General features: G+C 58.8%; 18 protein-coding genes and 1 pseudogene. 7 read left to right on the forward strand and 12 right to left on the reverse strand.

Annotated features, from left to right (window positions below; all coding sequences use genetic code 11):
* Nucleotides 1–33: 33 nt before the first annotated feature.
* Both AC4ANK_RS09790 and AC4ANK_RS09795 read left to right on the forward strand, forming a co-directional pair.
* Nucleotides 34–927, forward strand: a pseudogene (locus AC4ANK_RS09790) (methyl-accepting chemotaxis protein); the annotation flags it as partial.
* A 201-nt stretch (nucleotides 928–1,128) separates the two neighbouring features.
* Complete coding sequence (locus AC4ANK_RS09795) at nucleotides 1,129–1,833, forward strand: methyl-accepting chemotaxis protein (protein ID WP_460414689.1); 705 nt, start codon at nucleotides 1,129–1,131, stop codon at nucleotides 1,831–1,833.
* A 30-nt stretch (nucleotides 1,834–1,863) separates the two neighbouring features.
* On the opposite strand, the gene AC4ANK_RS09800 is transcribed toward AC4ANK_RS09795, so the two are convergent.
* Nucleotides 1,864–2,796, reverse strand: coding sequence for a DMT family transporter (locus AC4ANK_RS09800; protein WP_460383059.1), 933 nt, complete (start codon nucleotides 2,794–2,796; stop codon nucleotides 1,864–1,866).
* A 74-nt stretch (nucleotides 2,797–2,870) separates the two neighbouring features.
* Here AC4ANK_RS09800 and AC4ANK_RS09805 point away from each other — a divergent pair, with 74 nt between their 5' ends.
* Complete coding sequence (locus AC4ANK_RS09805) at nucleotides 2,871–3,725, forward strand: LysR family transcriptional regulator (RefSeq protein ID WP_002552792.1); 855 nt, start codon at nucleotides 2,871–2,873, stop codon at nucleotides 3,723–3,725.
* Nucleotides 3,726–3,775: 50 nt separating this feature from the next.
* Here the strand turns inward: AC4ANK_RS09805 and AC4ANK_RS09810 are convergent, their stop codons facing one another.
* Nucleotides 3,776–4,792: a 1-aminocyclopropane-1-carboxylate deaminase gene (locus AC4ANK_RS09810; RefSeq protein WP_002552793.1), complete on the reverse strand. Its 1,017-nt coding sequence runs from the start codon at nucleotides 4,790–4,792 to the stop codon at nucleotides 3,776–3,778.
* A gap of 187 nt (nucleotides 4,793–4,979) precedes the next feature.
* Between AC4ANK_RS09810 and AC4ANK_RS09815 the strand changes: the two genes are divergently transcribed.
* Together AC4ANK_RS09815 and AC4ANK_RS09820 are read left to right on the forward strand one after the other, a co-directional pair.
* Nucleotides 4,980–5,486, forward strand: a complete 507-nt coding sequence (locus AC4ANK_RS09815) for an Lrp/AsnC family transcriptional regulator (protein WP_460383056.1) — start codon at nucleotides 4,980–4,982, stop codon at nucleotides 5,484–5,486.
* Nucleotides 5,487–5,635: 149 nt separating this feature from the next.
* Nucleotides 5,636–6,544, forward strand: coding sequence for a DUF808 domain-containing protein (locus tag AC4ANK_RS09820; protein WP_002552795.1), 909 nt, complete (start codon nucleotides 5,636–5,638; stop codon nucleotides 6,542–6,544).
* A 178-nt stretch (nucleotides 6,545–6,722) separates the two neighbouring features.
* Here the strand turns inward: AC4ANK_RS09820 and AC4ANK_RS09825 are convergent, their stop codons facing one another.
* The 6 genes from AC4ANK_RS09825 to puuE form a co-directional block, all read right to left on the reverse strand.
* Nucleotides 6,723–7,508 carry an outer membrane protein OmpK gene (locus AC4ANK_RS09825; protein ID WP_002552796.1) on the reverse strand — a complete coding sequence of 262 codons (786 nt, stop codon included), beginning with the start codon at nucleotides 7,506–7,508 and terminating at the stop codon, nucleotides 6,723–6,725.
* A 391-nt stretch (nucleotides 7,509–7,899) separates the two neighbouring features.
* On the reverse strand, nucleotides 7,900–9,174 hold the full coding sequence (locus AC4ANK_RS09830) for a urate hydroxylase PuuD (RefSeq protein ID WP_031594823.1): 1,275 nt from the start codon (nucleotides 9,172–9,174) through the stop codon (nucleotides 7,900–7,902).
* Nucleotides 9,175–9,179: 5 nt separating this feature from the next.
* The gene (locus tag AC4ANK_RS09835) at nucleotides 9,180–9,692 is read right to left on the reverse strand and encodes an ureidoglycolate lyase (protein WP_002552798.1); all 513 of its coding nucleotides are present in this window, start codon (nucleotides 9,690–9,692) and stop codon (nucleotides 9,180–9,182) included.
* 242 nt (nucleotides 9,693–9,934) lie between these two features.
* Nucleotides 9,935–10,930 (reverse strand): allantoicase, encoded by a 996-nt coding sequence (gene alc, locus AC4ANK_RS09840; protein ID WP_002552799.1) that lies wholly within the window; start codon nucleotides 10,928–10,930, stop codon nucleotides 9,935–9,937.
* Nucleotides 10,931–10,971: 41 nt separating this feature from the next.
* Nucleotides 10,972–11,487: a 2-oxo-4-hydroxy-4-carboxy-5-ureidoimidazoline decarboxylase gene (gene uraD / locus AC4ANK_RS09845; protein ID WP_002552800.1), complete on the reverse strand. Its 516-nt coding sequence runs from the start codon at nucleotides 11,485–11,487 to the stop codon at nucleotides 10,972–10,974.
* Nucleotides 11,484–12,413: an allantoinase PuuE gene (gene puuE / locus AC4ANK_RS09850; protein ID WP_002552801.1), complete on the reverse strand. Its 930-nt coding sequence runs from the start codon at nucleotides 12,411–12,413 to the stop codon at nucleotides 11,484–11,486. The genes uraD and puuE overlap by 4 nt, the downstream gene beginning before the upstream one ends.
* Before the next feature lie 388 nt (nucleotides 12,414–12,801).
* On the opposite strand from puuE, the gene uraH reads away from it, so the two are divergent.
* Nucleotides 12,802–13,155: a hydroxyisourate hydrolase gene (gene uraH / locus AC4ANK_RS09855; RefSeq protein ID WP_002552802.1), complete on the forward strand. Its 354-nt coding sequence runs from the start codon at nucleotides 12,802–12,804 to the stop codon at nucleotides 13,153–13,155.
* 111 nt (nucleotides 13,156–13,266) lie between these two features.
* On the forward strand, nucleotides 13,267–14,019 hold the full coding sequence (locus AC4ANK_RS09860; RefSeq protein WP_002552803.1) for a GntR family transcriptional regulator: 753 nt from the start codon (nucleotides 13,267–13,269) through the stop codon (nucleotides 14,017–14,019).
* Between the two features lie 164 nt (nucleotides 14,020–14,183).
* Here the strand turns inward: AC4ANK_RS09860 and guaD are convergent, their stop codons facing one another.
* From guaD to xdhA, 4 genes are read right to left on the reverse strand one after another with little or no spacing between them, the layout of a single operon-like run.
* Nucleotides 14,184–15,497 (reverse strand): guanine deaminase, encoded by a 1,314-nt coding sequence (guaD, locus tag AC4ANK_RS09865; RefSeq protein WP_002552804.1) that lies wholly within the window; start codon nucleotides 15,495–15,497, stop codon nucleotides 14,184–14,186.
* Nucleotides 15,498–15,514: 17 nt separating this feature from the next.
* On the reverse strand, nucleotides 15,515–16,354 hold the full coding sequence (gene xdhC / locus AC4ANK_RS09870) for a xanthine dehydrogenase accessory protein XdhC (RefSeq protein WP_002552805.1): 840 nt from the start codon (nucleotides 16,352–16,354) through the stop codon (nucleotides 15,515–15,517).
* Nucleotides 16,351–18,870, reverse strand: a complete 2,520-nt coding sequence (gene xdhB / locus AC4ANK_RS09875) for a xanthine dehydrogenase molybdopterin binding subunit (protein ID WP_002552806.1) — start codon at nucleotides 18,868–18,870, stop codon at nucleotides 16,351–16,353. Before xdhB ends, xdhC begins: the two co-directional genes overlap by 4 nt.
* A complete protein-coding gene (xdhA, locus tag AC4ANK_RS09880; protein WP_002552807.1) occupies nucleotides 18,863–20,317 on the reverse strand; it encodes a xanthine dehydrogenase small subunit in 1,455 nt (484 codons plus the stop codon). Before xdhA ends, xdhB begins: the two co-directional genes overlap by 8 nt.
* Between the last annotated feature and the right edge of the window lie 49 nt (nucleotides 20,318–20,366).

Genomic DNA, 20,366 nt, shown 5'->3' on the forward strand with positions numbered 1-20,366 from the left:
GGTTACTCCAGCACCAACCTGCTGATCGAGCGCATGGGCAAAAGCAGCAAGGTCGCCGAGATCAAGGCTTACGTTCTGAATGCCCGGATTGCTGCGCAAGCCTATGCGACCGGCCCTACCGCTGCGGGTGTGCAGAACTACGCCAGCGCGCTGGATACCTTGGACCGCAGTGTCGATCAGGGCCTGCAGGTGTTCGTGATATCGAGCAACCTGGCCAAGCTGCGCGAGATCAAGGAACAGGTGGGCGGTCTGAAGCAGACGTTCAACCAATTGGTCGGCATCAATCAGAAAGTCGACGAGGCGTTGAAACCGATCATCAAGGTTTCCGATGACGTCAGCGCGACCTTTGAAAATCTGCTGAACAAGACCATTGACGACACCTTGCGTTCGCCGAATGAAACCGGCATCAGGCAGGTCAAGATCGCTGGCGACCTGCGTAACGGCATGACCAATTTCCGTCTGGTGTTTCGCCGCTACCTGAGTGTTCCGAATGCCGACAACCGTCAGGCCACCTATAAGGCCGCCGACGCCCTGATCGCGCAAGTGGACGCCGCTCGCAGCCAGTTGCCTGTCGAGGCAAATACTGCAGTGGATGCCGCGCTGGTCGCGTTGAAACAGTACAAGGTGCTGATGACGTCGATTTCGGACATGCTGCAGCAGACCGAGCAAGTCCGTACCGATCTGCAACAGCAATCCATAGCGACCGCTGCCCGTGCCGATGATCTGGCGGCGTTGCAGGTCATCAGTGCCAAGAAGGAACAACAAACCGCTGTGGTGCAATTGCTGAGTGTGGCGCTGGTAGTGCTGCTGGTCGGCATCTTTGCTGCGTTCCTGATCACGCGTCAGATTACCGTGCCGTTGAATAGCACCGTAATTGCGGCGCGCCGGATTGCCGACGGCGATCTGACCCATGACAGCAGCACCACCCGCCAGGACGAACTGGGCCTGTTGCAGAACACCATGCAGCACATGACGGTTTCTCTGCGCGGCCTGATCGGCGGCATCGGCAACGGTGTGACGCAGATCGCCACTGCGGCCGAACAGTTGTCTGCTGTCAGCGAACAGACCAGTGCCGGCGTCACGTTGCAAAAAAACGAAGTCGACCAGGTTGCCACCGCCATGAACGAAATGGCGTCGACCGTGCAGGAAGTAGCACGCAACACCGAAGACGCTTCGCTGGCGGCCAAGCAGGCCAGCGAGCGTGCCGCTCACGGTAGCAGTGTGGTGCGGCACGCCACTCGCGAAATCGGCCAATTGGCCGGTGAAGTGAAGCAGCTGGGCGAAGCCATGCAGCGCCTCACCGAAGACAGTGGCAAGATCGGTAGCGTGATTGACGTGATCAAGGCCGTTGCCGAACAAACCAACCTGCTGGCGCTCAACGCGGCCATCGAGGCTGCACGTGCGGGTGAGCAGGGCCGCGGTTTTGCGGTGGTGGCTGACGAAGTACGTTCGCTGGCTCAGCGTACCCAGAATTCCACCACGGAAATCGAAGCGCTCATCCAGGCCTTGCAAAAAGGTACAGGTGCCGCATCGGGTCTGATGGATGCCAGCCTGCAACGCACCGAAGGCACGGTAGTGCTGGCTCGTCAGGCCGAACAGGCACTGGTTGAGATCAATCAGTCCATCGGTACGATCGAGCAGATGAGCCAGCAGATTTCTGCCGCGGCCGAGCAGCAGAGCGCCGCGACCGACGAAATCAACCGTAGCGTGCTCAGCGTGCGCGACATTGCTGATCAATCGGCTTCGGCAACCGAGCAAAGCGCCGCATCGACTGTAGAACTGGCCCGCCTGGGCAGCGACTTGCAGAGCATGGTGGCACGTTTCAAGATTTAACTTCCCTGTACCAGGCGCCTTGTGACTCGGTCACGAGGCGACCTGCCGCGCTTCCGCCCGTACGACCATCCACACACCGACGCCCGACACCGCCATGCCTGACGCCATCTGCCAGGACAGCGGCTCGTTGAACATCACCCAGGCCCAGAGCATTGTCACCGGTGGGCTGAGGTACAGCACGCTGGCAACGCGGGTGGCTGATGCGCGGCGCAGACACACCCAGTAAAGCCCGTAGCCGCCAAGCGTCGCCAGCCCCACCGTCCAGATCACGCTCAACGCAAACCCGGTACTGGGAATGGGGGCCAGGCTGCCCTGTGTTCCCTGAATGATGGCGAACGCGAAGCTCGATATAAAACATTGCAGCCACAGGTTGGGAAGCAAGCCCATGGGCTGCATGTGGGTCGATTGTTTTTGCCACAGTGTCGCGATAGCCAGTGACAACATGCCAAGCAGTGGCAGGCCGTAGGCCCACAATGGCGCATCTCCCACCGCCAGCGCGCTGTACGTGACCAGCACCACGCCGACCAGACCGACCACCAGCCCCGCCCAGATTTGCGAGACAAGTCGCTGCCCGAGCACGGCGGCAGCCAGCAGTGCCATGCCCATCGGCAACAAGTCGGCAAACAGTGCCGCGAGTCCTGCGGGTACGCCCAGCGCGATGCCCTGCGTAACGCCTGCCACATAGCCCGCCATGGCCAGCAGACCGATGCCCGCATTTTTCAACAGCGTGGCAGGCGGTATCGATCTCAGTTGCCTGGCGACGAAAGGCAAGAGGATCAACGTGACCACCACACAACGCCAGAACACCACCAGCAGTGGCGGTGCGTAATCAAGCGAAAACCGTGCGCCGATGAAACCCGAGCTCCAGGTCAGGACAAGGGCTGCTTCCAGCAAGATAAGGGGAATGGCCTGATGCCAGGCAGGCCGCGTTACGCTCGGAGAAATCGATAGGTGCTGATTCATGGACACAGGTTACGAAGTCAGCGTAATCTAATAAATCAAAATTAAGTGCAGTAGTTGTTCAGGTTTTATGAATCATGAGCGCAATTCTCGATATCGAACTGATACGTACTTTTCATGCCGTGGCGCGAATAGGGAAGTTTTCTGCAGCTGCCGAGCTACTTCACAAAAGCCCCGCGGCAGTCAGTGTGCATATCCAGCGGCTTGAGGCGGTAGCGGGCGGGCGTTTGCTCAATCGGGACAACCAGGCGGTGTCTCTGACTGCGCTGGGCAAGCGTTTGTTGCTGTCGACGACGGAATTGCTGTCCACCCATGACCGGGTGCTGGCTGACCTGCAGGGGACTCATCTGGCAGGGCGCATCACGCTGGGTGTTCCGGATGAGTACGCCGTTCATGTCATCCGCGACATCCTGCCGGTGTTCGCTGCGGCCTGGCCCAATGTGGTGCTGGAGTTGAAAACCGCACCCAGCTACACCCTGCGCGAGCAGATTGCGCGCGGCAAGTTGCAGACAGCCGTGATCGCGCAACCCAAAGGGCAGCCAAGTGCTGATACGCAGTTTCTGGTATCCACCAAGCCGGTCTGGGTCGGGCCGGCCAGCGTCGCACTGGGATCTGCGGACCCGTTGCCGCTGGCCATTCACGCAGCGCAATGTCCTTACCGTGAAGCCATGATGGCGTCACTCAAAGACAACGGCCGCAAAAGCCGGGTAGTTCTCGAAAGCCCGTCCAATCAGGCGATCAAAGCCTGTGTGGAAGCGGGCCTGGCGATCAGCCTCATCGACCGGAGCGGTGTCACGGAAGCCATGCAGATTCTCGATGACCTGCCTGAAATTCCCGAGCACGAAATCGTTTTCCTGCGCTCGCTGTCGTCACACAACGACGAGGCGGTTAGCCTGTTGGCGCAGGCGCTGCAGAAGTATTTTCGGCTTTAGTCGATAGCGCTGCAGTTGGCAGCGCTATCGACTGTCAGAGCGCTGGCGCTTCAACCATCCTTGAACAAAAAGCTGTACGCATTCAACGCTGGTACGCCGCCCAAATGTGCGTAGAGCACTTTCGAGCCCTCGGGGAATTCACCATTGCGCACCATGTCGATCATGCCGTGCATGGATTTGCCTTCGTAGACCGGGTCGGTCAATACGCCTTCAAGGCGCGCGCAAAGGCGAATGGCTTCAAGGGTGCCATCGTTCGGCAGGCCGTATTCGGGGTAGGCGTAGCGGGTGTCGAGCACCACGTCTTCGGCGGTGATTTCGCGACCCAGCTCTACCAGTTTTGCGGTGTTCTGAGCGATACGCAGAACCTGCGCGCGGGTCTTTTCCGGTTTGGCCGACGCGTCGATACCGATCACACGCTGTGCCCGGCCATCGGCAGCGAATCCCACCAGCATGCCTGCGTGAGTACTGCCGGTTACCGAGCAGACCACGATGTAGTCGAATTTGAAGCCCAGTTCCTCTTCCTGCTGGCGCACTTCATCGGCAAAACGCACGAACCCCAGGCCGCCATAAGGGTGTTCCGAGCACCCCGCTGGAATCGGAAACGGTTTGCCGCCGCTTTCCTCGACGTCGGCCATGGCCTTTTCCCAGCTCGGGCGAATGCCGATATCGAAGCCTGCCGAATCCAGGCGCACATCGGCACCCATGATGCGTGACATCTCGATATTGCCGACCCGGTCGTACAACGCGTCGGAATAGTTGACCCAGTTCTCCTGAACCAGCACGCACTTCATGCCCAGATGCGCCGCGACTGCCGCCACCTGACGGGTCTGGTTGGACTGGATGCCGCCGATCGACACCAGTGTGTCGTAGCCGCCGTCGATGGCTTCCGGCACCAGGTATTCCAGTTTGCGGGTCTTGTTACCGCCAAAGGCCAGACCGCTGTTGCAATCCTCGCGCTTGGCATACAACTCGACCTTGCCACCCAGATGCTCGCTCAAGCGTTTCAGAGGGGTGATGGGCGAGGGGCCGAAGGTCAGAGGGTAGCGCTTGAACTTGCTCAGGTTCATATCGGGGCTCCGTTGATAAGTTGATTCAGGCCTGCAAGGAATGAGTTCGACGTTTTGAACGGTGTGCCTGAAGTGGTTCCTATCATAGGAAATAGCTGAATAATCGTGGTTGCAAAGAATTGTCTATTTGCAAAATTAGCGTTAGTGTCATGCCACTAACGCAAACTTTTATTTTGTGAAAGCCATCATGAAAGCAATAAATGAACGCACTAAAAAGTCCGCTGGCGATGTAGCGCCGCTGCTGGACAGGATTGACCGCGCCATTCTCAAGACCCTGCAACGTGACGCCTCGATTTCCAACGTGGCACTCGCCGAGAAGGTCAAGCTGAGCCCGCCTGCTTGTTTGCGGCGCGTCGAGCGGTTGAAGGAGGCGGGCGTTATCAAGGGCGTGGTGGCGTTGCTCAATGGCGACGTTCTGGACGCGGGCATGGTGGTGCTGATCGGTGTGGTGCTCGACCGCTCGACCCCGGATTCATTTGCCCAATTTGAAGAAGCCGCGCAGAAGGTGTCCGGCTGCATGGAGTTTCATGTGGTCATCGGCGAGTTCGATTACTTCATGCTGCTGCGCACCAAAGACAGTCAGAGTTTCAACCGCCTGCATGCCGAACAGCTGCTGTACTTGCCCGGTGTCAGACAGATCCGCTCGTTCATGGGATTGCGTCAGGTGGTGTCGACCACGCAATTACCCATTTAACCGGTTGCTCGACGTGGCCTGCTTGTACTACGCAGCGTCAAACGTTCACGTCTGATAAAGGTCAGAGTTGTTGACTGCCACACGATTGACCCTGGCGCATGATTCAATCAGTGCTATTTCCTTTTTTTACTTGCTCAAGGATTTTTATTTTGGCTGCTGGAAGCTTGCTTACCCTGCTCGACGATATTGCGACCCTGCTGGATGACGTGGCACTGGCCACCAAGAAAACCGCGGGTGTGTTGGGCGATGATCTGGCGCTCAATGCCCAGCAGGTCACCGGTGTTTCAGCCGATCGCGAACTGCCCGTTGTCTGGGCCGTGGCCAAGGGCTCGTTGCTCAACAAGGCAATCCTGGTTCCGGCAGCACTGTTGATCAGCGCCTTCGCGCCCTGGGCGATTCTTCCCTTGTTGATGATCGGCGGCGCATTTCTGTGTTTCGAAGGTTTCGAGAAAATCGCCCATAAATGGCTGCATCCCGAAACCGGCGAAGAGCATGATCAGCGCAAGCAGGCGGCGACGGATGCTTCAGTGGACATGGTGGCGTTCGAAAAGGACCGTATCAAAGGCGCGATTCGCACCGACTTCATTCTTTCGGCAGAAATCATCGTGCTGGCGCTGGGCGTAGTGTCGGCTCGACCCTTCATGGATCAGGTCGGTGTACTGGTTATTGTCGCGGTACTTATTACCGTCGGTGTCTATGGACTGGTGGCAGGTATCGTCAAACTTGACGACCTGGGCCTGTACCTGAAAAAGACTGCAAGCTCTGCGGCGCAGAAAACCGGTGGTGCTTTGCTCTGGCTTGCGCCGGTATTGATGAAGGTACTGTCGATTGTCGGCACTGCGGCCATGTTCATGGTCGGCGGCGGGATTCTGGTTCACGGTCTGCCGTTTGCTCACCATTGGGTCGAAGGCGTGACCGAAGCTGCAGCCGGTGCGGTGGGCGGGCTGTCGATGGTCGTCCCGACGCTGATCGATGCGGTCGCCGGGGTTATCGCTGGCGCGGTGCTGGTGTTGGTCGTGACGCTGATTGGCAAGGTCTGGAAAGCGGCGAGGGAGTGAGTGGAGGCCGGCGCCGCGCAGGAGTTGAATATCGTGCCAATGCTCCGCGTTGGCATGCATCCCGTGACGCTCCGCGTCACAGATCTGCGCAGCAACACCCTCTCAAGGTTGGGCGCAGAGGCTTCAGAAATGCGTTCCCGCGCTGAGCGCGGGAACGAGCGTCACAACCGGATCGTGCTTAGAAGAACACCTTCACCAGCAAACTCGCGGTGTTCTGGTCGGTGTCGAACGAGCGGCTGTCCTTGATGCCGTATTTGTTGGTCCAGTAATCGTATTCGATACCGACGTACAGCTGACGCTCAGGGTAATTCAGTGCCTTGCCCAGGTCATATTTGATCTGCGGGTTGAAGTGCAGGTTGGAGTGGTAAGTACCACGCGACGTCTTGTCGTTGTCCACTACCCAGTCCATGAAACCGTCGATCAGCACATCCGATTTGCCCATGGGGATGGTGTAGGACCACACCGGGGTAATCTGCCATACACCATCGCCCGGACGGTTGCCTTCGGTCTGGCGCTGGTAGAAGTTCAGCTGGAAGTAGTCGAAACCCGGGATCTTCAAATCGAACGCCGGGCCGATCAGGTAAGACTCGTTATCGCCTTCGCCAAATTCGTAAGTTGCCGCAATCAGCACATCGCTGATCGGGCCGAACTCAAACTTCTGGCCAAATATCTTGCCCAGCGACAAGCGTGGCGAGAACTCACCGTAATAGGTGTTATCGCCAGCCGTTGCGTCTCCCTTACCGTTGTAGAAGATCTTGTCGACGAAGAAGAAGTTGTCGCCGTACTTCCAGCTGTCAGCATGTTCAAAGGTGAACGTCTGCTGGTTTGCCGGGTTGACGGCAAAGTCTCGTCCATTGAGATAGGTCAGGCTATTGCTCTGCCACTGGAAGATATCCCCGGCCATGGCTGGCGCAGCGGCCAGCAGACTGCTGGCCAGTAACACGCTGGAAAACGTACGGTTCATGCGGTGAGTCCCTTGAAGTAGATCGTGATTTTTTCAGACTGGCGTTCTCTAAATGACGCCTTGTCTGTGGTTGCAGTAATTTGTCTGTCTGGTCAGCTTTGTGTTGTTAGCAAGAGCTGCGCCAAACAGCGAAAAAAGTTGAAGTAATCCCCAAACCGGCATCAACGTGTCGGTTTCAAGTCATTTTTCCGGGTCGACAGAGTCCTGACCGTACAGTCAGCTAGTTGGCTGTTCGGTCAAAGTCAGCGTACAAGGAGCGGTTGTCCGGTTTTGCAGCGGCGGCGGAGAATACTGACTTGCGTTGTCTGGCTCAAGTGCTCCAGCGCAGGGCGTCTGGAGCGAAAGTGGGGCGAGTGCGCCCCTTTTCAGGGGCGCTTGGTTAGCGAGGGGCTCAATTAGTGTGTGCGCCTTGATCGACCCAGGCACCGACCAGTTCGCGTTCCTGCTGTGTCATCTGGGTGATGTTGCCCAGCGGCATGATCGGCGAGGTGACGGCCTGCGCCTTGATGCGCGGGGCCTGCTGCTGAATCTGTTCTGGCGTATCGAACATCACTCCCGCAGGCGCAACGCTGAACAACTTACTGGTAGGCGTGGCCGAATGGCACACCGTGCAACGATGCTGAATCACTTCATGCACTTTGGCGAAGTCCGCGCCGGTACTGGCAGGCTTGGCCTCGACCGGCGCGGTGACCGGCTCCGGAGGTTTCTCGTCGGCCCGATGACCGCCGACTGCGGTGCCGGGCAGCGGTTGATAGACGATTTTCGCGGGAGGTTGCGCAGGGCCGGTGACGTACGCCAGGCAGAGCATGCCCAGCGCAGCGACCGGCAGGGTCCAGGCGAATCGATGGCTGTCATGTCTTGTATTGAAATAGTGGCGCACCAGGACCGCCAGCAGTGCGATGCCCGCCAGAATCAGCCAGTTGTACTCACTGCCGTATGTGCTCGGAAAGTGGTTGCTGATCATGATGAACAGCACGGGCAGGGTGAAGTAGTTATTGTGACGCGAGCGCAGCAGGCCCTTGGCGGGCAGGCTTGGGTCAGGCGTGCGGTTCTCGGCAATTGCCGCCACCAGGGCGCGCTGGGCCGGCATGATGATGCGGAACACGTTGCCGACCATAATGGTGCCCATGATCGCGCCCACGTGCAGGTAGGCACCACGACCGCTGAACACTTTGCTGAACCCGTACGCTGCGGCCACCAGCAGCAGGAACAGAATCAGGCCCAGCAGTGCAGGGCGCTTGCCCAGTGGCGAGTCGCACAAAAAACTGTAGATGAACCAGCCGACAAACAAGGAACCCAGGCCAATGTGCACGCCTTCGGCACCACTGAGGCTACTGCCCGGCGCCAACAGGTACAACGTCGGATTGGCGTAGAACACCACGCACAACAGGGCCACGCCCGACAGCCAGGTTGAATACGCTTCCCATTTGAACCAGTGCAGATTCTCCGGCATGGTCGGCGGCGCGAGCTTGTACTTCTCCAGGTGATAAATGCCACCGCCGTGGATCGCCCATAAATCACCGGACAACCCTTCACGCGGGTTGCTGCGGTTGAGGTTGTTCTCCAGCCAGACAAAGTAGAACGATGCGCCGATCCAGGCCACGCCCACAATCATGTGAATCCAGCGTACGCCCAGATTCAGCCATTCCATCATATGTGCCAGCACGGTTTTTACCCTTCCAGTGGGTTGGGATCGAGAACCAGCAACTGGCTCTCGGCAAAGTAATGCTCGTCGCAGTTGTTGCCTTCGCCACTGCGATCAACCACCAGGAAGTCATCCCGCTTTTCGATCGTCAGCACCGGATGGTGCCAGACGCCGCGATGGTAATTGACACCCTGCCTGCCGTTCGACACGAAGGCGCGGGTCAGCTCTGATTCAGGCACATCGCCAACCGGCGCGACCACGATCAGAAAGGGGTTGCCGAGCAGTGGGATGAAGGCCTGACTGCCCTGCGGGTGACGCTCCAGCATGCCAATGGTCAACGGCATCGGCAGCGCTTCGGCGCGGAATATGCTGATGATCGCCTTGTCATCCGGTTGCGCGGTCTGTACTTCAGCCAGACGATGAAAGCGCATGGTCGAGCCGTTATTGATCATGAAATGATCGCTGCCATCGGTTTCGATCACATCACCGAATGGCGCAAAGGCTTCCTTGGTCAGTGGCTCGATTATCAGTTTGCGCATGCGGGCTCTTCTTCAATGGCTTCAGGGTTTATCGCACTTGGCGCGCCTGGAATACGGTTCTCGCCTGCTTCTGCCCGAAGGGCGTGGGAGCGAACTTGTTCGCGAAAGGGCCGGTACACCCCCTGAAGATGTACCGTTTGGAACAAAGCCTTCGCGAACAAGTTCGCTCCTACAGCCTTCGGCCAGAATCCAAATCAGGCCTGTGTATGATGCGGAGCGTGGGAACGAGAGTTCACACGTTGTTACCTGGACACCTTGCCCAGCACTCGCAGGCGGCTCACGCCACCGTCAGGGAATACGTTCAGGCGGATATGGGTGATCGGCCCGATGGCGTTGATCTGCTCGGCGAACTCGTGTTCGGCGTGCATGGTCAGCTTCTGGCTTGGCAGCAGCTCGCGCCAGAACAAACTCTGGGTTTCGATCTGGCTGTAGGTACCGCCCTTGACGAAAGCACCCTGGATCGAGCAGCTGTCCGGGTAATTGCCCTTGAAGTGCAGGGTGTCGACGATGACTTTCTCGACTTCGCCCTTGTGTCCCAGCGCCACGATGACCCAGTCGTTGCCCGGTGTGCGACGGCGCGCGGTTTCCCAGCCGTCGCCCATGTTCACGCCACGACCGGGGTTGAGGATATTGCTCATGCTGCCGTAATGCTCGTCCGAGCAGGCAATCGACCGGCCACCGTTGAGTGCCGCGACCAGATCGATCTGCTCGCCTTCGCTGACTTTCGACCAGTCGCGATGCGGCACGCCGTACACGCGCAGGCGCGCTACGCCGCCATCCGGGTAGATGTTGAAGCGCAGGTGGCTGAACGCCTGATCGTTGCTGATCTCGTGGTAATGATGGCTGTTGCCTTGCAGCTCCACAGACGGCAGCACTTCGGTCCAGGCAGTGTTTTCATCGGGCTCGCCCGACGCCAGGAAGCACGCCTCCAGCGACGCGGAAGGCGGGAAGTTGCCGGTGAAAAACGAGGTGTCGATGTCCACACCCTTGATGGTTCCTGCCACACCGAGGCGAATCACTGCGCTGTCGTACCCTTCGAAACGCTTGCGGCGCGACTCCCAGCCGTCCATCCACTTGCCGTTGTCGTCGAACACGCCTTCTTTCCAGACGGCCGGGGTCGGCTGGAACAGCCGGTTGGCGTCGGCGAACCAGTCATCGGTGACCGAAAGGATTTTGGTGCCCAGACGTGCGTCGGCCAGGTTCACGAACTTCTCGAACGGTGCGGCGTAAACTTTCATGCTCTTTGTCTGCCTTCTGAATACGGTTATGACTGCGACGCTCAAAGCGCCTGTAGACGAAACAGTGCGATCTTGTTGATCTCGGCCAGGGCGCAAGCGAACTCGGCCTCGGGTGAGTGGTGGATGCGTTGTTCGAACGCTGCCAGAATTTTGTGCCTGTCGCTGCCCTTGACCGCCATGATGAACGGAAAGCCGAAGCGGGCCTTGTAAGCCTCGTTCAGCTCGGTAAAGCGCTGGAACTCCTCAGGCGTGCAGTGGTGGATACCGGCGCCGGCCTGTTCATCGGTACTGGCCTGAGTCAGCTCGCCCTGGACGGCAGCCTTGCCTGCCAGGTCCGGGTGGGCATTGATCAGTGCCAGTTGTTGCTCGTGTGTGGCACCCAGCAGGATCTCGCTCATGCGTGCGTGAAGGGTCTCGACCTGATCGAGATGCGCGCCTGTGCTTTGGTCGAACGCTTGCTGCGCGACCCACGGTGAGTGTTCGTAGATATCGGCAAAGGCCGCGATGAACGCCTCCCGGCCCAGGCTTGAAGGTGTCAGTGTTTTAAACGTGCTCATTGCTCGGCCTTGCCGGTAAACGGATGTTCAGTGTGCCAGTGCCTGGCGATATCGACACGTCGGGTGAACCACACCTGCTCATGGCCTCTGACGTACTCAATGAAACGCTTGAGCGCAGCCAGCCGGGCAGGGCGACCGATCAGGCGGCAATGCAGACCGATGGAAAGCATCTTCGGTGCGTCTTCGCCTTCGGCATACAGCACGTCGAACGCGTCCTTGAGGTATTGAAAGAATTGCTCGCCGTTGTTGAAGCCCTGCACCTGGGTGAAGCGCATGTCGTTGGTGTCCAGCGTGTAAGGGATGACCAGATGCGGCTTGCCGGTAGGGTTGTTCGGCTCCCAGTACGGCAGGTCGTCGTCGTAGGTGTCGCAATCATAGAGAAAACCGCCTTCCTCCATCACCAGTCGCCGCGTATTGGGCCCGGTGCGCCCGGTGTACCAGCCCAGCGGCCGTTCGCCACTGATCTCGGTGAGGATCTGAATCGCCTGGCGCATGTGTTCACGCTCGTCGGCTTCTTCCATGTTCTGATAGTCGATCCAGCGATAACCGTGGCTGCAGATTTCGTGACCGTCGGCGACCATGGCGCGGATCACCTCGGGATGACGCTGCGCGGCCATGGCCACGGCGAAGATGGTCAGGGGAATATCGAACTGCTTGAACAGCCTGAGAATGCGCCATACACCTGCGCGGCTGCCATATTCATACAGCGATTCCATGCTCATATTGCGCTGGCCCTGCAATGGCTGCGCAGCAACCATCTCGGACAGAAAGGCTTCTGATTCCTTGTCACCGTGCAGAATATTGCGCTCGCCACCTTCCTCGTAATTCAGCACGAATGACAAGGCAATGCGCGCGTTGCCCGGCCAGCGTGGATGAGGCGGGTTGTTGCCGTAACCGATCAGGTCGCGTGGGTAGTCAGCGCTCACTGCAAGCTTCCTTTTGTGCGTTATGTGCGTTAAGCCAGGTGCGGTGCGAATAGCAGACAAGGCACTGCGACGCGCAGATTGTATACAATTTTATTTTCGGCTTGTAACCCTGTAGGTTTCGTTACCGATTTGTGCCGGTTCAAATAAAGAAAGCAAGAAACCTGCCTGAGTGGTCAGCTAATCGAAAAAAATCTGATATTTTTCCTTTGCTTCCTTTCTTTTCAGGTAATTCGACGATTGGCGAGCAGCATAGGCGTCAGCTGCAATCCACTGAAGATTTTATTGTGTACAGGTTTTTGCGAAAGTGTCTTAATCGGTCGCAATCGCACCATGCAGAGCACTTCATTGGTGCACTGTTTCACCATCGCCGGATGTGAGGAGTGAAGTTTTGGGGAAATTGACCACACACGTGCTGGACGCTGCCCACGGTTGCCCAGGCAGTGCCATCCGCATTGAATTGTATCGGGTCGAAGGCCAGCAGCTTCTGCACGTTGTCAGCGCTGTCACCAACAGCGACGGACGTTGCGATGCGCCCCTGTTGCAGGGAGACACTTATCAGTCCGGGGTTTATCAACTGCACTTTCAGGCTGGCGATTATTACCGTGCGCGAGGCGTGGTATTGAATGAACCGGCCTTTCTTGATGAAGTGGTGCTGCGCTTTGGCATTGATGCAGGTCAGGAACACTTTCATGTACCGCTGTTAATCTCGCCGTACAGCTACTCGACGTATCGGGGCAGCTGAGTGCCTCTTGCCCGCCCCACACTGCGGGCCTTTTTTTGCGCGCGTTTCCGGTTTTGCCCTGTGTACAATGCGCCAGTCCCAACGCCGTAATCCATCTGCGCACGAGTGCCCATGAACGACCAGTCCCTGCCTCTCAAGAAACAGCCGCGCGGCACGACCAGCGCCAGCCGCAGCGTTACTCAGGACGATGTCGTTTACGAGCATATTTTCGATGCCATTCTGGAGCAGCGGCTGGCGCCGGGCACCAAATTGAGTGAAGAGGCGCTGGGCGAGATCTTTGGTGTCAGCCGCACCATCATTCGTCGCGCTCTATCGCGATTGGGGCATGAAGGTGTGGTGCTGTTGCGCCCTAATCGTGGCGCGGTGGTCGCCAGCCCCAGCGTCGAAGAGGCGCGCCAGGTATTTTTTGCCCGGCGCATGGTCGAGAAGGCAATCACTGAACTGGCAGTCGCGCACGCCACTGCCGAGCAACTGGCCGAACTGCGTCAGATGGTCAGCGACGAGCGCGACAGCTTTGCCCGTGGTGATCGAGGTGCAGGCATCCGTCTCTCCGGCGAATTCCATCTGCAACTGGCCGTAGCCGCCAGAAACGCGCCGCTGATCAGCTTCCAGCGCAGCCTGGTATCGCAGACTTCATTGATCATTGCCCAGTACGAAACCGGCAACCGCACACATTGTTCCTATGACGAACACACTCAGCTGATCGACGCTATCGAAGCGCGCGATGCGCCGCTCGCCGTCGAGTTGATGATGCATCACATGGACCACATCGACGGCAAGCTCAACCTCGACCAGGACAGTGCCTCGGACGATTTGCATGCGGTGTTCTCGCACGTCATGGGTCGGAAAAAGACCGGGCGTTGAGGCTGTGTGGATGAACAATTATCGTGCGACGCAGAGCGTCGAGACCTGCATTCCCACGCGGAGCGTGGGAACGATAATCTCAACTTCGTGCTGAAGCTTTGACCATCGTGCGACGCTCCGCGTCCTCTTGACGACGCAGAGCCTGCGTGAGCATGAGGGACGATTTAGCCTCTGTCATGCACCAAGCGCCCGCCCGACCAAGTCTGCTTCACTGTCCGGTCATCACCAATCGTCATCAGCACAAACAGAATCTCTTCGATGTCTTTAGTCTGTTTCAACCGGTATGACAGCAGCGGGGTGGCGTTGTAGTCCAGCACCAGAAAGTCGGCTTCGTTACCGGGTTTCAGGCTGCCGACCTTGTCTTCCAGTCGCAATGCGCGTGCGCCGCCCAATGTCGCCAGATAGAGCGACTTGAACGGATTGAGCCGTGCGCCCTGCATTTGCATGACCTTGTAAGCTTCGTTCAGGGTTTGCAGAATCGAAAAACTGGTGCCGCCGCCCACGTCGGTGCCCAGGCCTACATTCACCTTGTGCTTTTCGGCCATCGGCAGGTTGAACAGGCCGCTGCCCAGAAACAGGTTGGAGGTCGGGCAGAAGGCAATCGCCGAACCGGTCTGCGCCAGTCGTGCGCACTGTTCGTCACACAAGTGCACGCCATGGGCGAACACCGAGCGCTCGCCGAGCAGGTTGAAGTGATCGTATACATCCAGGTAATGCTTGCGCTCGGGGAACAGCGCCTTGACCCACTCGATCTCCTGAAGGTTTTCGCTGATGTGGGTCTGCATGTACAGGCCGGTATGCTCAGTAAGCAACTGCCCAGCCAGGCTCAATTGCTCCGGGCTGCTGGTCGGCGCGAATCGCGGGGTCACTGCGTAGCTCAAACGCCTTTTACCGTGCCAGCGTTCGATCAGCGCCTTGCTGTCGGCATACCCGGATTCTGGCGTATCAACCAGATAATCCGGCGCATTGCGGTCCATCATCACCTTGCCGGCGATCATGCGCAGATCGAGTGCCTGAGCCGCATTGAAAAACGCCTCTACCGATTCTTTATGCACGCTGCCGAACACCAGCGCTGTGGTCGTACCGTTGCGCAGCAGTTCCTTGATAAAGATGTCCGCCACTTGCGCTGAATGCTCGGGGTCGGCGAACTGGCTTTCGCAGGGGAAAGTGTAGGTGTTGAGCCAGTCGAGCAGTTGCTCGCCGTACGCGCCGATCATGCCGGTTTGCGGCAAGTGGATATGAGTGTCGATGAAACCCGGTGTGATCAGTGCGTCCGGGTATTCGATCAGCTCGACATCGCTGTCGAGGCTATCGAGCAAATCGGCAGCAGGGCCCACTGAAATGATTTTGCCGTTTTCGACCTGCAACAGGCCATCGGCAAAATACTCATAAGACGCCTCTACTGCCACCTCCGCGGGGTCGGCAATGCTGTGAAGGATGGCGGCGCGGTAGGCTTTACGGCGGGAAACTGAACTCATGGCACTCTCGTTGTGACTCATTGCGACTGGCTGCGGCGTGATGCGGGCAGCAGTCTGGCGATTGGTTCGGCATTGGCACTGTGCTGGCCAAAGCTTGCATTGTAGGTGGCGATTATTTCGGCGGCGATGGACACCGCGATCTCGATGGGCAGCTTGCCTTTGACTTCCGCCAGGCCCATCGGGCAACGCATGCGTTGCAGCAGGCTGGCGTCGAAACCGCGTTCCCGCAAGCGATGTTCGAACTTGACGCGCTTGGTTTTCGAGCCGATCAGCCCGAAGTAAGCAAAGTCGCCGCGCTTGAGGATTGCAGCAGTCAGCTCAAGGTCCAGTTGATGGTTGTGGGTCATGACAATGCAGTAAGTGCCGACAGGCAACTGCGCGACCTCGTCGACCGGCTCTTCACTGACGATCTTCAACACGCCCTCGGGCATCGGCTCGGGGAATTCGTTCTCACGTGCGTCGATCCAGCGCACCCGGCAGGGCAGGCTGGCCAGCAGTGGCACCAGCGCACGGCCAACATGACCGGCACCAAACACGGCGATTTGTGCGACCGGTTCGCCCATTGGTTCGAACAGCAGCACATTGACGCCGCCACAGCACTGACCGAGGCTTGCGCCGAGGTTGAAACGTTCCAGACGCGTCTGCCGGGTGCCGCTGGCCAGCATCTCGCGGGCGATTTGCATGGCCTTGTATTCCAGGTGCCCGCCGCCGATGGAGTCGTGGATATGCTCGGCACAGACCACCATCTTCGAGCCGGCGTTGCGTGGCGTCGAGCCCAGCTCCTCGATGATGGTCACCAGAATGCCGGGTTCTCCACGGGCCTGTAGCTCGGCCAGGGCGCTGATCCAGTTGTTCATTTCTGCTCCAGGACAGAGTGATCCAGGCCAGGCGCCTTCTCGAGCAAGCTCGCTTCCACGGGGGCATCCTGAATAGGTGAAGGCGAGCCTGGCGAAGCTTCACTTACCCGCGAAGGGGCGGAAACAGTCGGCTCGGCACCTTCGCCGGATGCGCGACGCGCAGTGCTTTTCTGGCGCATCTGCTCACAGCCCCACAACACTTTTTCCGGCGTCGCCGGGGCGGCGATGTTTGGTTGATGGCGGTAGTCGCCCAGACTCGCCACGGCGTCCTTGATTGCGCACCAGGCCGCGATGCCGAGCATGAACGGTGGCTCGCCCACTGCCTTGGAGTGGAATACGGTGTCTTCCGGGTTCTTGCGGTTCTCCACCAGTTTGATGCGCAGATCAAGCGGCATGTCCGCCACCGCAGGGACCTTGTAGGACGCCGGGCCGCTGGTCATCAGCTTGCCCTTGTCGTTCCACACCAGTTCCTCGGTGGTCAGCCAGCCTGCGCCTTGAATGTAGCCGCCTTCGACCTGGCCGATATCGATGGCCGGGTTCAGCGAGGCGCCGACGTCGTGCAGAATGTCGGTGCGCAACATTTTGTACTCGCCTGTCAGCGTGTCGACGATGACCTCGACGCATGCCGCACCAAACGCGTAGTAATAGAACGGTCGGCCACGCGCCTGGCTGCGGTCATAGAAAATCTTCGGCGTCTTGTAATAGCCGGTGCTGGACAACGAAACCTGGCCCATCCATGCCAACTGCGCCAGCTCGGCGAGGGGCAGGAAAATATCGCCGATCCGCACATGGCCGTTGCGAAACTCGACTTCTGTTTCTGCCACCTGATAGTGCCGGGCTGCGAACTCCACCAGCCGCTGTTTGAGGGTTTCAGCGGCATTCTGCGCGGCCTTGCCGTTCAGGTCGGTGCCGCTTGAGGCGGCGGTGGGCGAGGTGTTCGGCACCTTGTCGGTGTTGGTGGCGGTGATCAGAATACGGTCAATGTCCACCTGAAACACTTCAGCCACGACCTGCGCGACTTTGGTGTTCAAACCCTGGCCCATTTCGGTGCCGCCATGGTTCAGGTGGATGCTGCCGTCGGTGTAGATGTGAATCAGCGCGCCTGCCTGATTGAGGAAGCTGGCGGTAAAGGAAATGCCGAATTTGACCGGCGTCAGCGCCAGGCCTTTTTTCAGGATCGGGCTTCCGGCATTGAACGTGCGAATGGCTTCGCGGCGCTCGGCATACTGGCTGCTCTGTTCGAGGTCGGCGGTCATCTCTTCCAGCAGGTTGTGTTCGACCGTCTGGTAATAGTGCGTGACGTTACGCTCGGTCTTGCCGTAATAGTTGGCCTTGCGCACCGCCAGAGGGTCCTTGCCGAGGAAACGTGCGATGCAGTCCATGACCTCTTCGATGGCGACGATACCTTGCGGGCCGCCAAAGCCACGGTAGGCCGTGTTGGACGCGGTGTGAGTCTTGCAGCGGTGGCCGTTGACCGTGGCTTCGCCCAGATAGTAGGCGTTGTCGGCGTGAAACATGGCGCGGTCGACAATCGACGCGGACAGGTCCGGCGAGTAGCCGCAGTTGCCTGCCAGATCCAGCTCTATACCCTGCAAACGACCCTCGTCGTCGAAGCCCACGTCGTACTCGATGTAGAACGGGTGGCGCTTGCCGGTCATCTGCATGTCTTCAAAGCGTTGCAGGCGCATCTTGGTGGGCTGGCCGGTCAGCCTTGCAATCACGGCGCACAGGCAGGCCGGGCTCGCCGCCTGGGTTTCCTTGCCGCCAAAGCCACCGCCCATGCGCCGCATGTCGACCACGATGCGGTTCATCGGCACGCCCAGTACCTCGGCCACCAGCTTCTGGATTTCCGTGGGGTTTTGGGTCGAGCAATAGACGATCATGCCGCCGTCTTCGGTCGGCATCACCGAGGATATCTGGGTTTCCAGGTAAAAATGTTCCTGACCGCCGATGTGCAGGTTGCCCTGCAAACGGTGGGTTGCGCCTGCCAGCGCTGCGGCCGAGTCGCCACGTTTGTGCGTGTGGCTGTCGAGCACAAAGTGTTTCTGACGCAGCGCCTGAACCACATCCAGCACCGGCTCCAGGTCCTCATATTCGATAATCGCCGCCATTGCCGCCTGCCGGGCAATGTCCAGATCGCGAGCAGCAACGGCAAGCACCGGTTGACCGACAAACTCCACCGTGTCGATGGCCAGCAACGGATCGCCGGGCAGCAACGGCCCGATGTCCTTCAGCCCCGGAATATCCTGATGAGTAATCGCAATGCGTACGCCGTCGAAGGCGTAGCAGGGCGAGGTGTCGATGCTGATGATTCGCGCGTGGGCACGGTCGGAAAGACGTGCATACACATGCAACTGATTGGGAAACTCCAGGCGATCATCGATATACACCGCTTCGCCGGACACATGTTTGTCGGCGCTGTCATGCTTGACGCTGCGACCGACGCCAGTGCTCAAGCCCTGCTGAAACACGGCGAGCATTTCGGCCTGGGTAATGGATGGAGAATGCTCAGACATAGTCAGTCACCCGCGTTGCGACGGCAGGCGTCTGCACTTCGATGAAATACTTGCGCAGCAGGTTCTGCGCGCTCAACAGGCGATATTCCTTGCTGGCACGGAAGTCCGAAAGCGGTGTGAAATCTTCGCTCAGTGCGGCGCAGGCCTGCTCAACGGTTTCATTGCTCCAGAGCTGACCGACCAGGGCTCGCTCGCAGGCCGCTGCGCGCTTCGGAATAGCTGCCATGCCGCCATACGCCACACGTGCCTCGCGGATCACGCCGTCTTCTATGGTCAGGCGGAATGCCGCACAGACCGCCGAAATGTCGTCATCCAGGCGTTTTGAAACTTTATAGGCACGAAAGGTCTGCAGTGGATTGGCGGTCGGCACGATGATCTTTTCGATGAACTCACTCTCCTGACGAGCCGTGACCTTGTAGTCGATGAAGTAATCCTCCAGCGCCAGCGTGCGTTGGCTGTTGCCTTTGCGCAGCACGATCTGCGCGCCAAGGGCGATCAGCAGGGGCGGGGAGTCGCCAATCGGCGAGGCATTGCCGATATTGCCACCCAGCGTGCCCTGATTGCGGATCTGCAACGAGGCGAAGCGTTGTAGTAACTCGCCAAAGTCCGGGTATTCGGCCTTTAGTGCTGCATAACAATCGGTCAGCGGAGTGGCCGCGCCGATCTCCAGACGGTCGTTGAAACGCTTCACGCCCTTCATCCCGTCGATGTGTCCGACGTAAATCATCACCGGCAACTGTTTGTGAAATTGGGTGACTTCCAGCGCCAGATCAGTGCCGCCCGCCAGCAGACGGGCCTGCGGATGGCTGCCATAAAGGTCGGCCAGGTCTGCCACGGTCAGCGGAATGAAGCAGTTTTTTTCGCCGTCGCTCAGTGCTTCGGTCTGGGCTGGGGTGATTGCCCGCAGGCGCTCGACCGTCTCAGCCTGGCGCTGATCGAACTGATCCGGCTGGCGCTGGCTGCAAGACTGCTCGGCGGCGGCCAGAATAGGGCGATAACCGGTGCAGCGGCACAAATTGCCTGCCAACGCTTCGTGAGCCTGATGCGCGTTGGCGTCGGTGCTGTTCTTTTGCAGGGCAAACAGCGACATCACAAAGCCTGGGGTACAGAAGCCGCATTGCGAGCCGTGACACTCGACCATGGCCTGTTGCACGCTGTGCAACTGACCCTGGTGCTTGAGGTCTTCGACGCTGATCAATTGCTTGCCGTGCAGCGACGCCATGAACGTCAGGCACGAATTGAGGCTGCGATAACGCAACGTTTGCTTGCCATCGGCGTCACTGTGCAACTCGCCAACCACGACGGTGCAGGCACCGCAGTCTCCGCTGGCACAACCTTCCTTGGTACCGGGCTTGTGTGCCTGCTCACGCAGGTAGGTCAGCACGGTCATGTTCGGATTCAGGCTGCGCTCGGTTTTTAGCTCTTGGTTCAAAAGGAACTGAATCACGGCGCAAAGCCCTCATATTTATTGTCATCAGACATGTCGATGAATCTAT

This window comes from Pseudomonas sp. Pmew2 (genome assembly GCF_058129885.1).

Coding starts and splice junctions, on each gene's coding strand:
- AC4ANK_RS09835 (WP_002552798.1), bottom strand. CDS start 9,692: ATGCGCAAACTGATAATCGAGCCACTGACCAAGGAAGCCTTTGCGCCA.
- AC4ANK_RS09815 (WP_460383056.1), top strand. CDS start 4,980: ATGAAAGCAATAAATGAACGCACTAAAAAGTCCGCTGGCGATGTAGCG.
- xdhC (WP_002552805.1), bottom strand. CDS start 16,354: ATGAACAACTGGATCAGCGCCCTGGCCGAGCTACAGGCCCGTGGAGAA.
- AC4ANK_RS09825 (WP_002552796.1), bottom strand. CDS start 7,508: ATGAACCGTACGTTTTCCAGCGTGTTACTGGCCAGCAGTCTGCTGGCC.
- uraD (WP_002552800.1), bottom strand. CDS start 11,487: ATGAGCACGTTTAAAACACTGACACCTTCAAGCCTGGGCCGGGAGGCG.
- guaD (WP_002552804.1), bottom strand. CDS start 15,497: ATGAGTTCAGTTTCCCGCCGTAAAGCCTACCGCGCCGCCATCCTTCAC.
- alc (WP_002552799.1), bottom strand. CDS start 10,930: ATGAAAGTTTACGCCGCACCGTTCGAGAAGTTCGTGAACCTGGCCGAC.
- AC4ANK_RS09860 (WP_002552803.1), top strand. CDS start 13,267: ATGAACGACCAGTCCCTGCCTCTCAAGAAACAGCCGCGCGGCACGACC.
- AC4ANK_RS09805 (WP_002552792.1), top strand. CDS start 2,871: ATGAGCGCAATTCTCGATATCGAACTGATACGTACTTTTCATGCCGTG.
- AC4ANK_RS09795 (WP_460414689.1), top strand. CDS start 1,129: ATGGCGTCGACCGTGCAGGAAGTAGCACGCAACACCGAAGACGCTTCG.
- AC4ANK_RS09810 (WP_002552793.1), bottom strand. CDS start 4,792: ATGAACCTGAGCAAGTTCAAGCGCTACCCTCTGACCTTCGGCCCCTCG.
- xdhB (WP_002552806.1), bottom strand. CDS start 18,870: ATGTCTGAGCATTCTCCATCCATTACCCAGGCCGAAATGCTCGCCGTG.
- AC4ANK_RS09800 (WP_460383059.1), bottom strand. CDS start 2,796: ATGAATCAGCACCTATCGATTTCTCCGAGCGTAACGCGGCCTGCCTGG.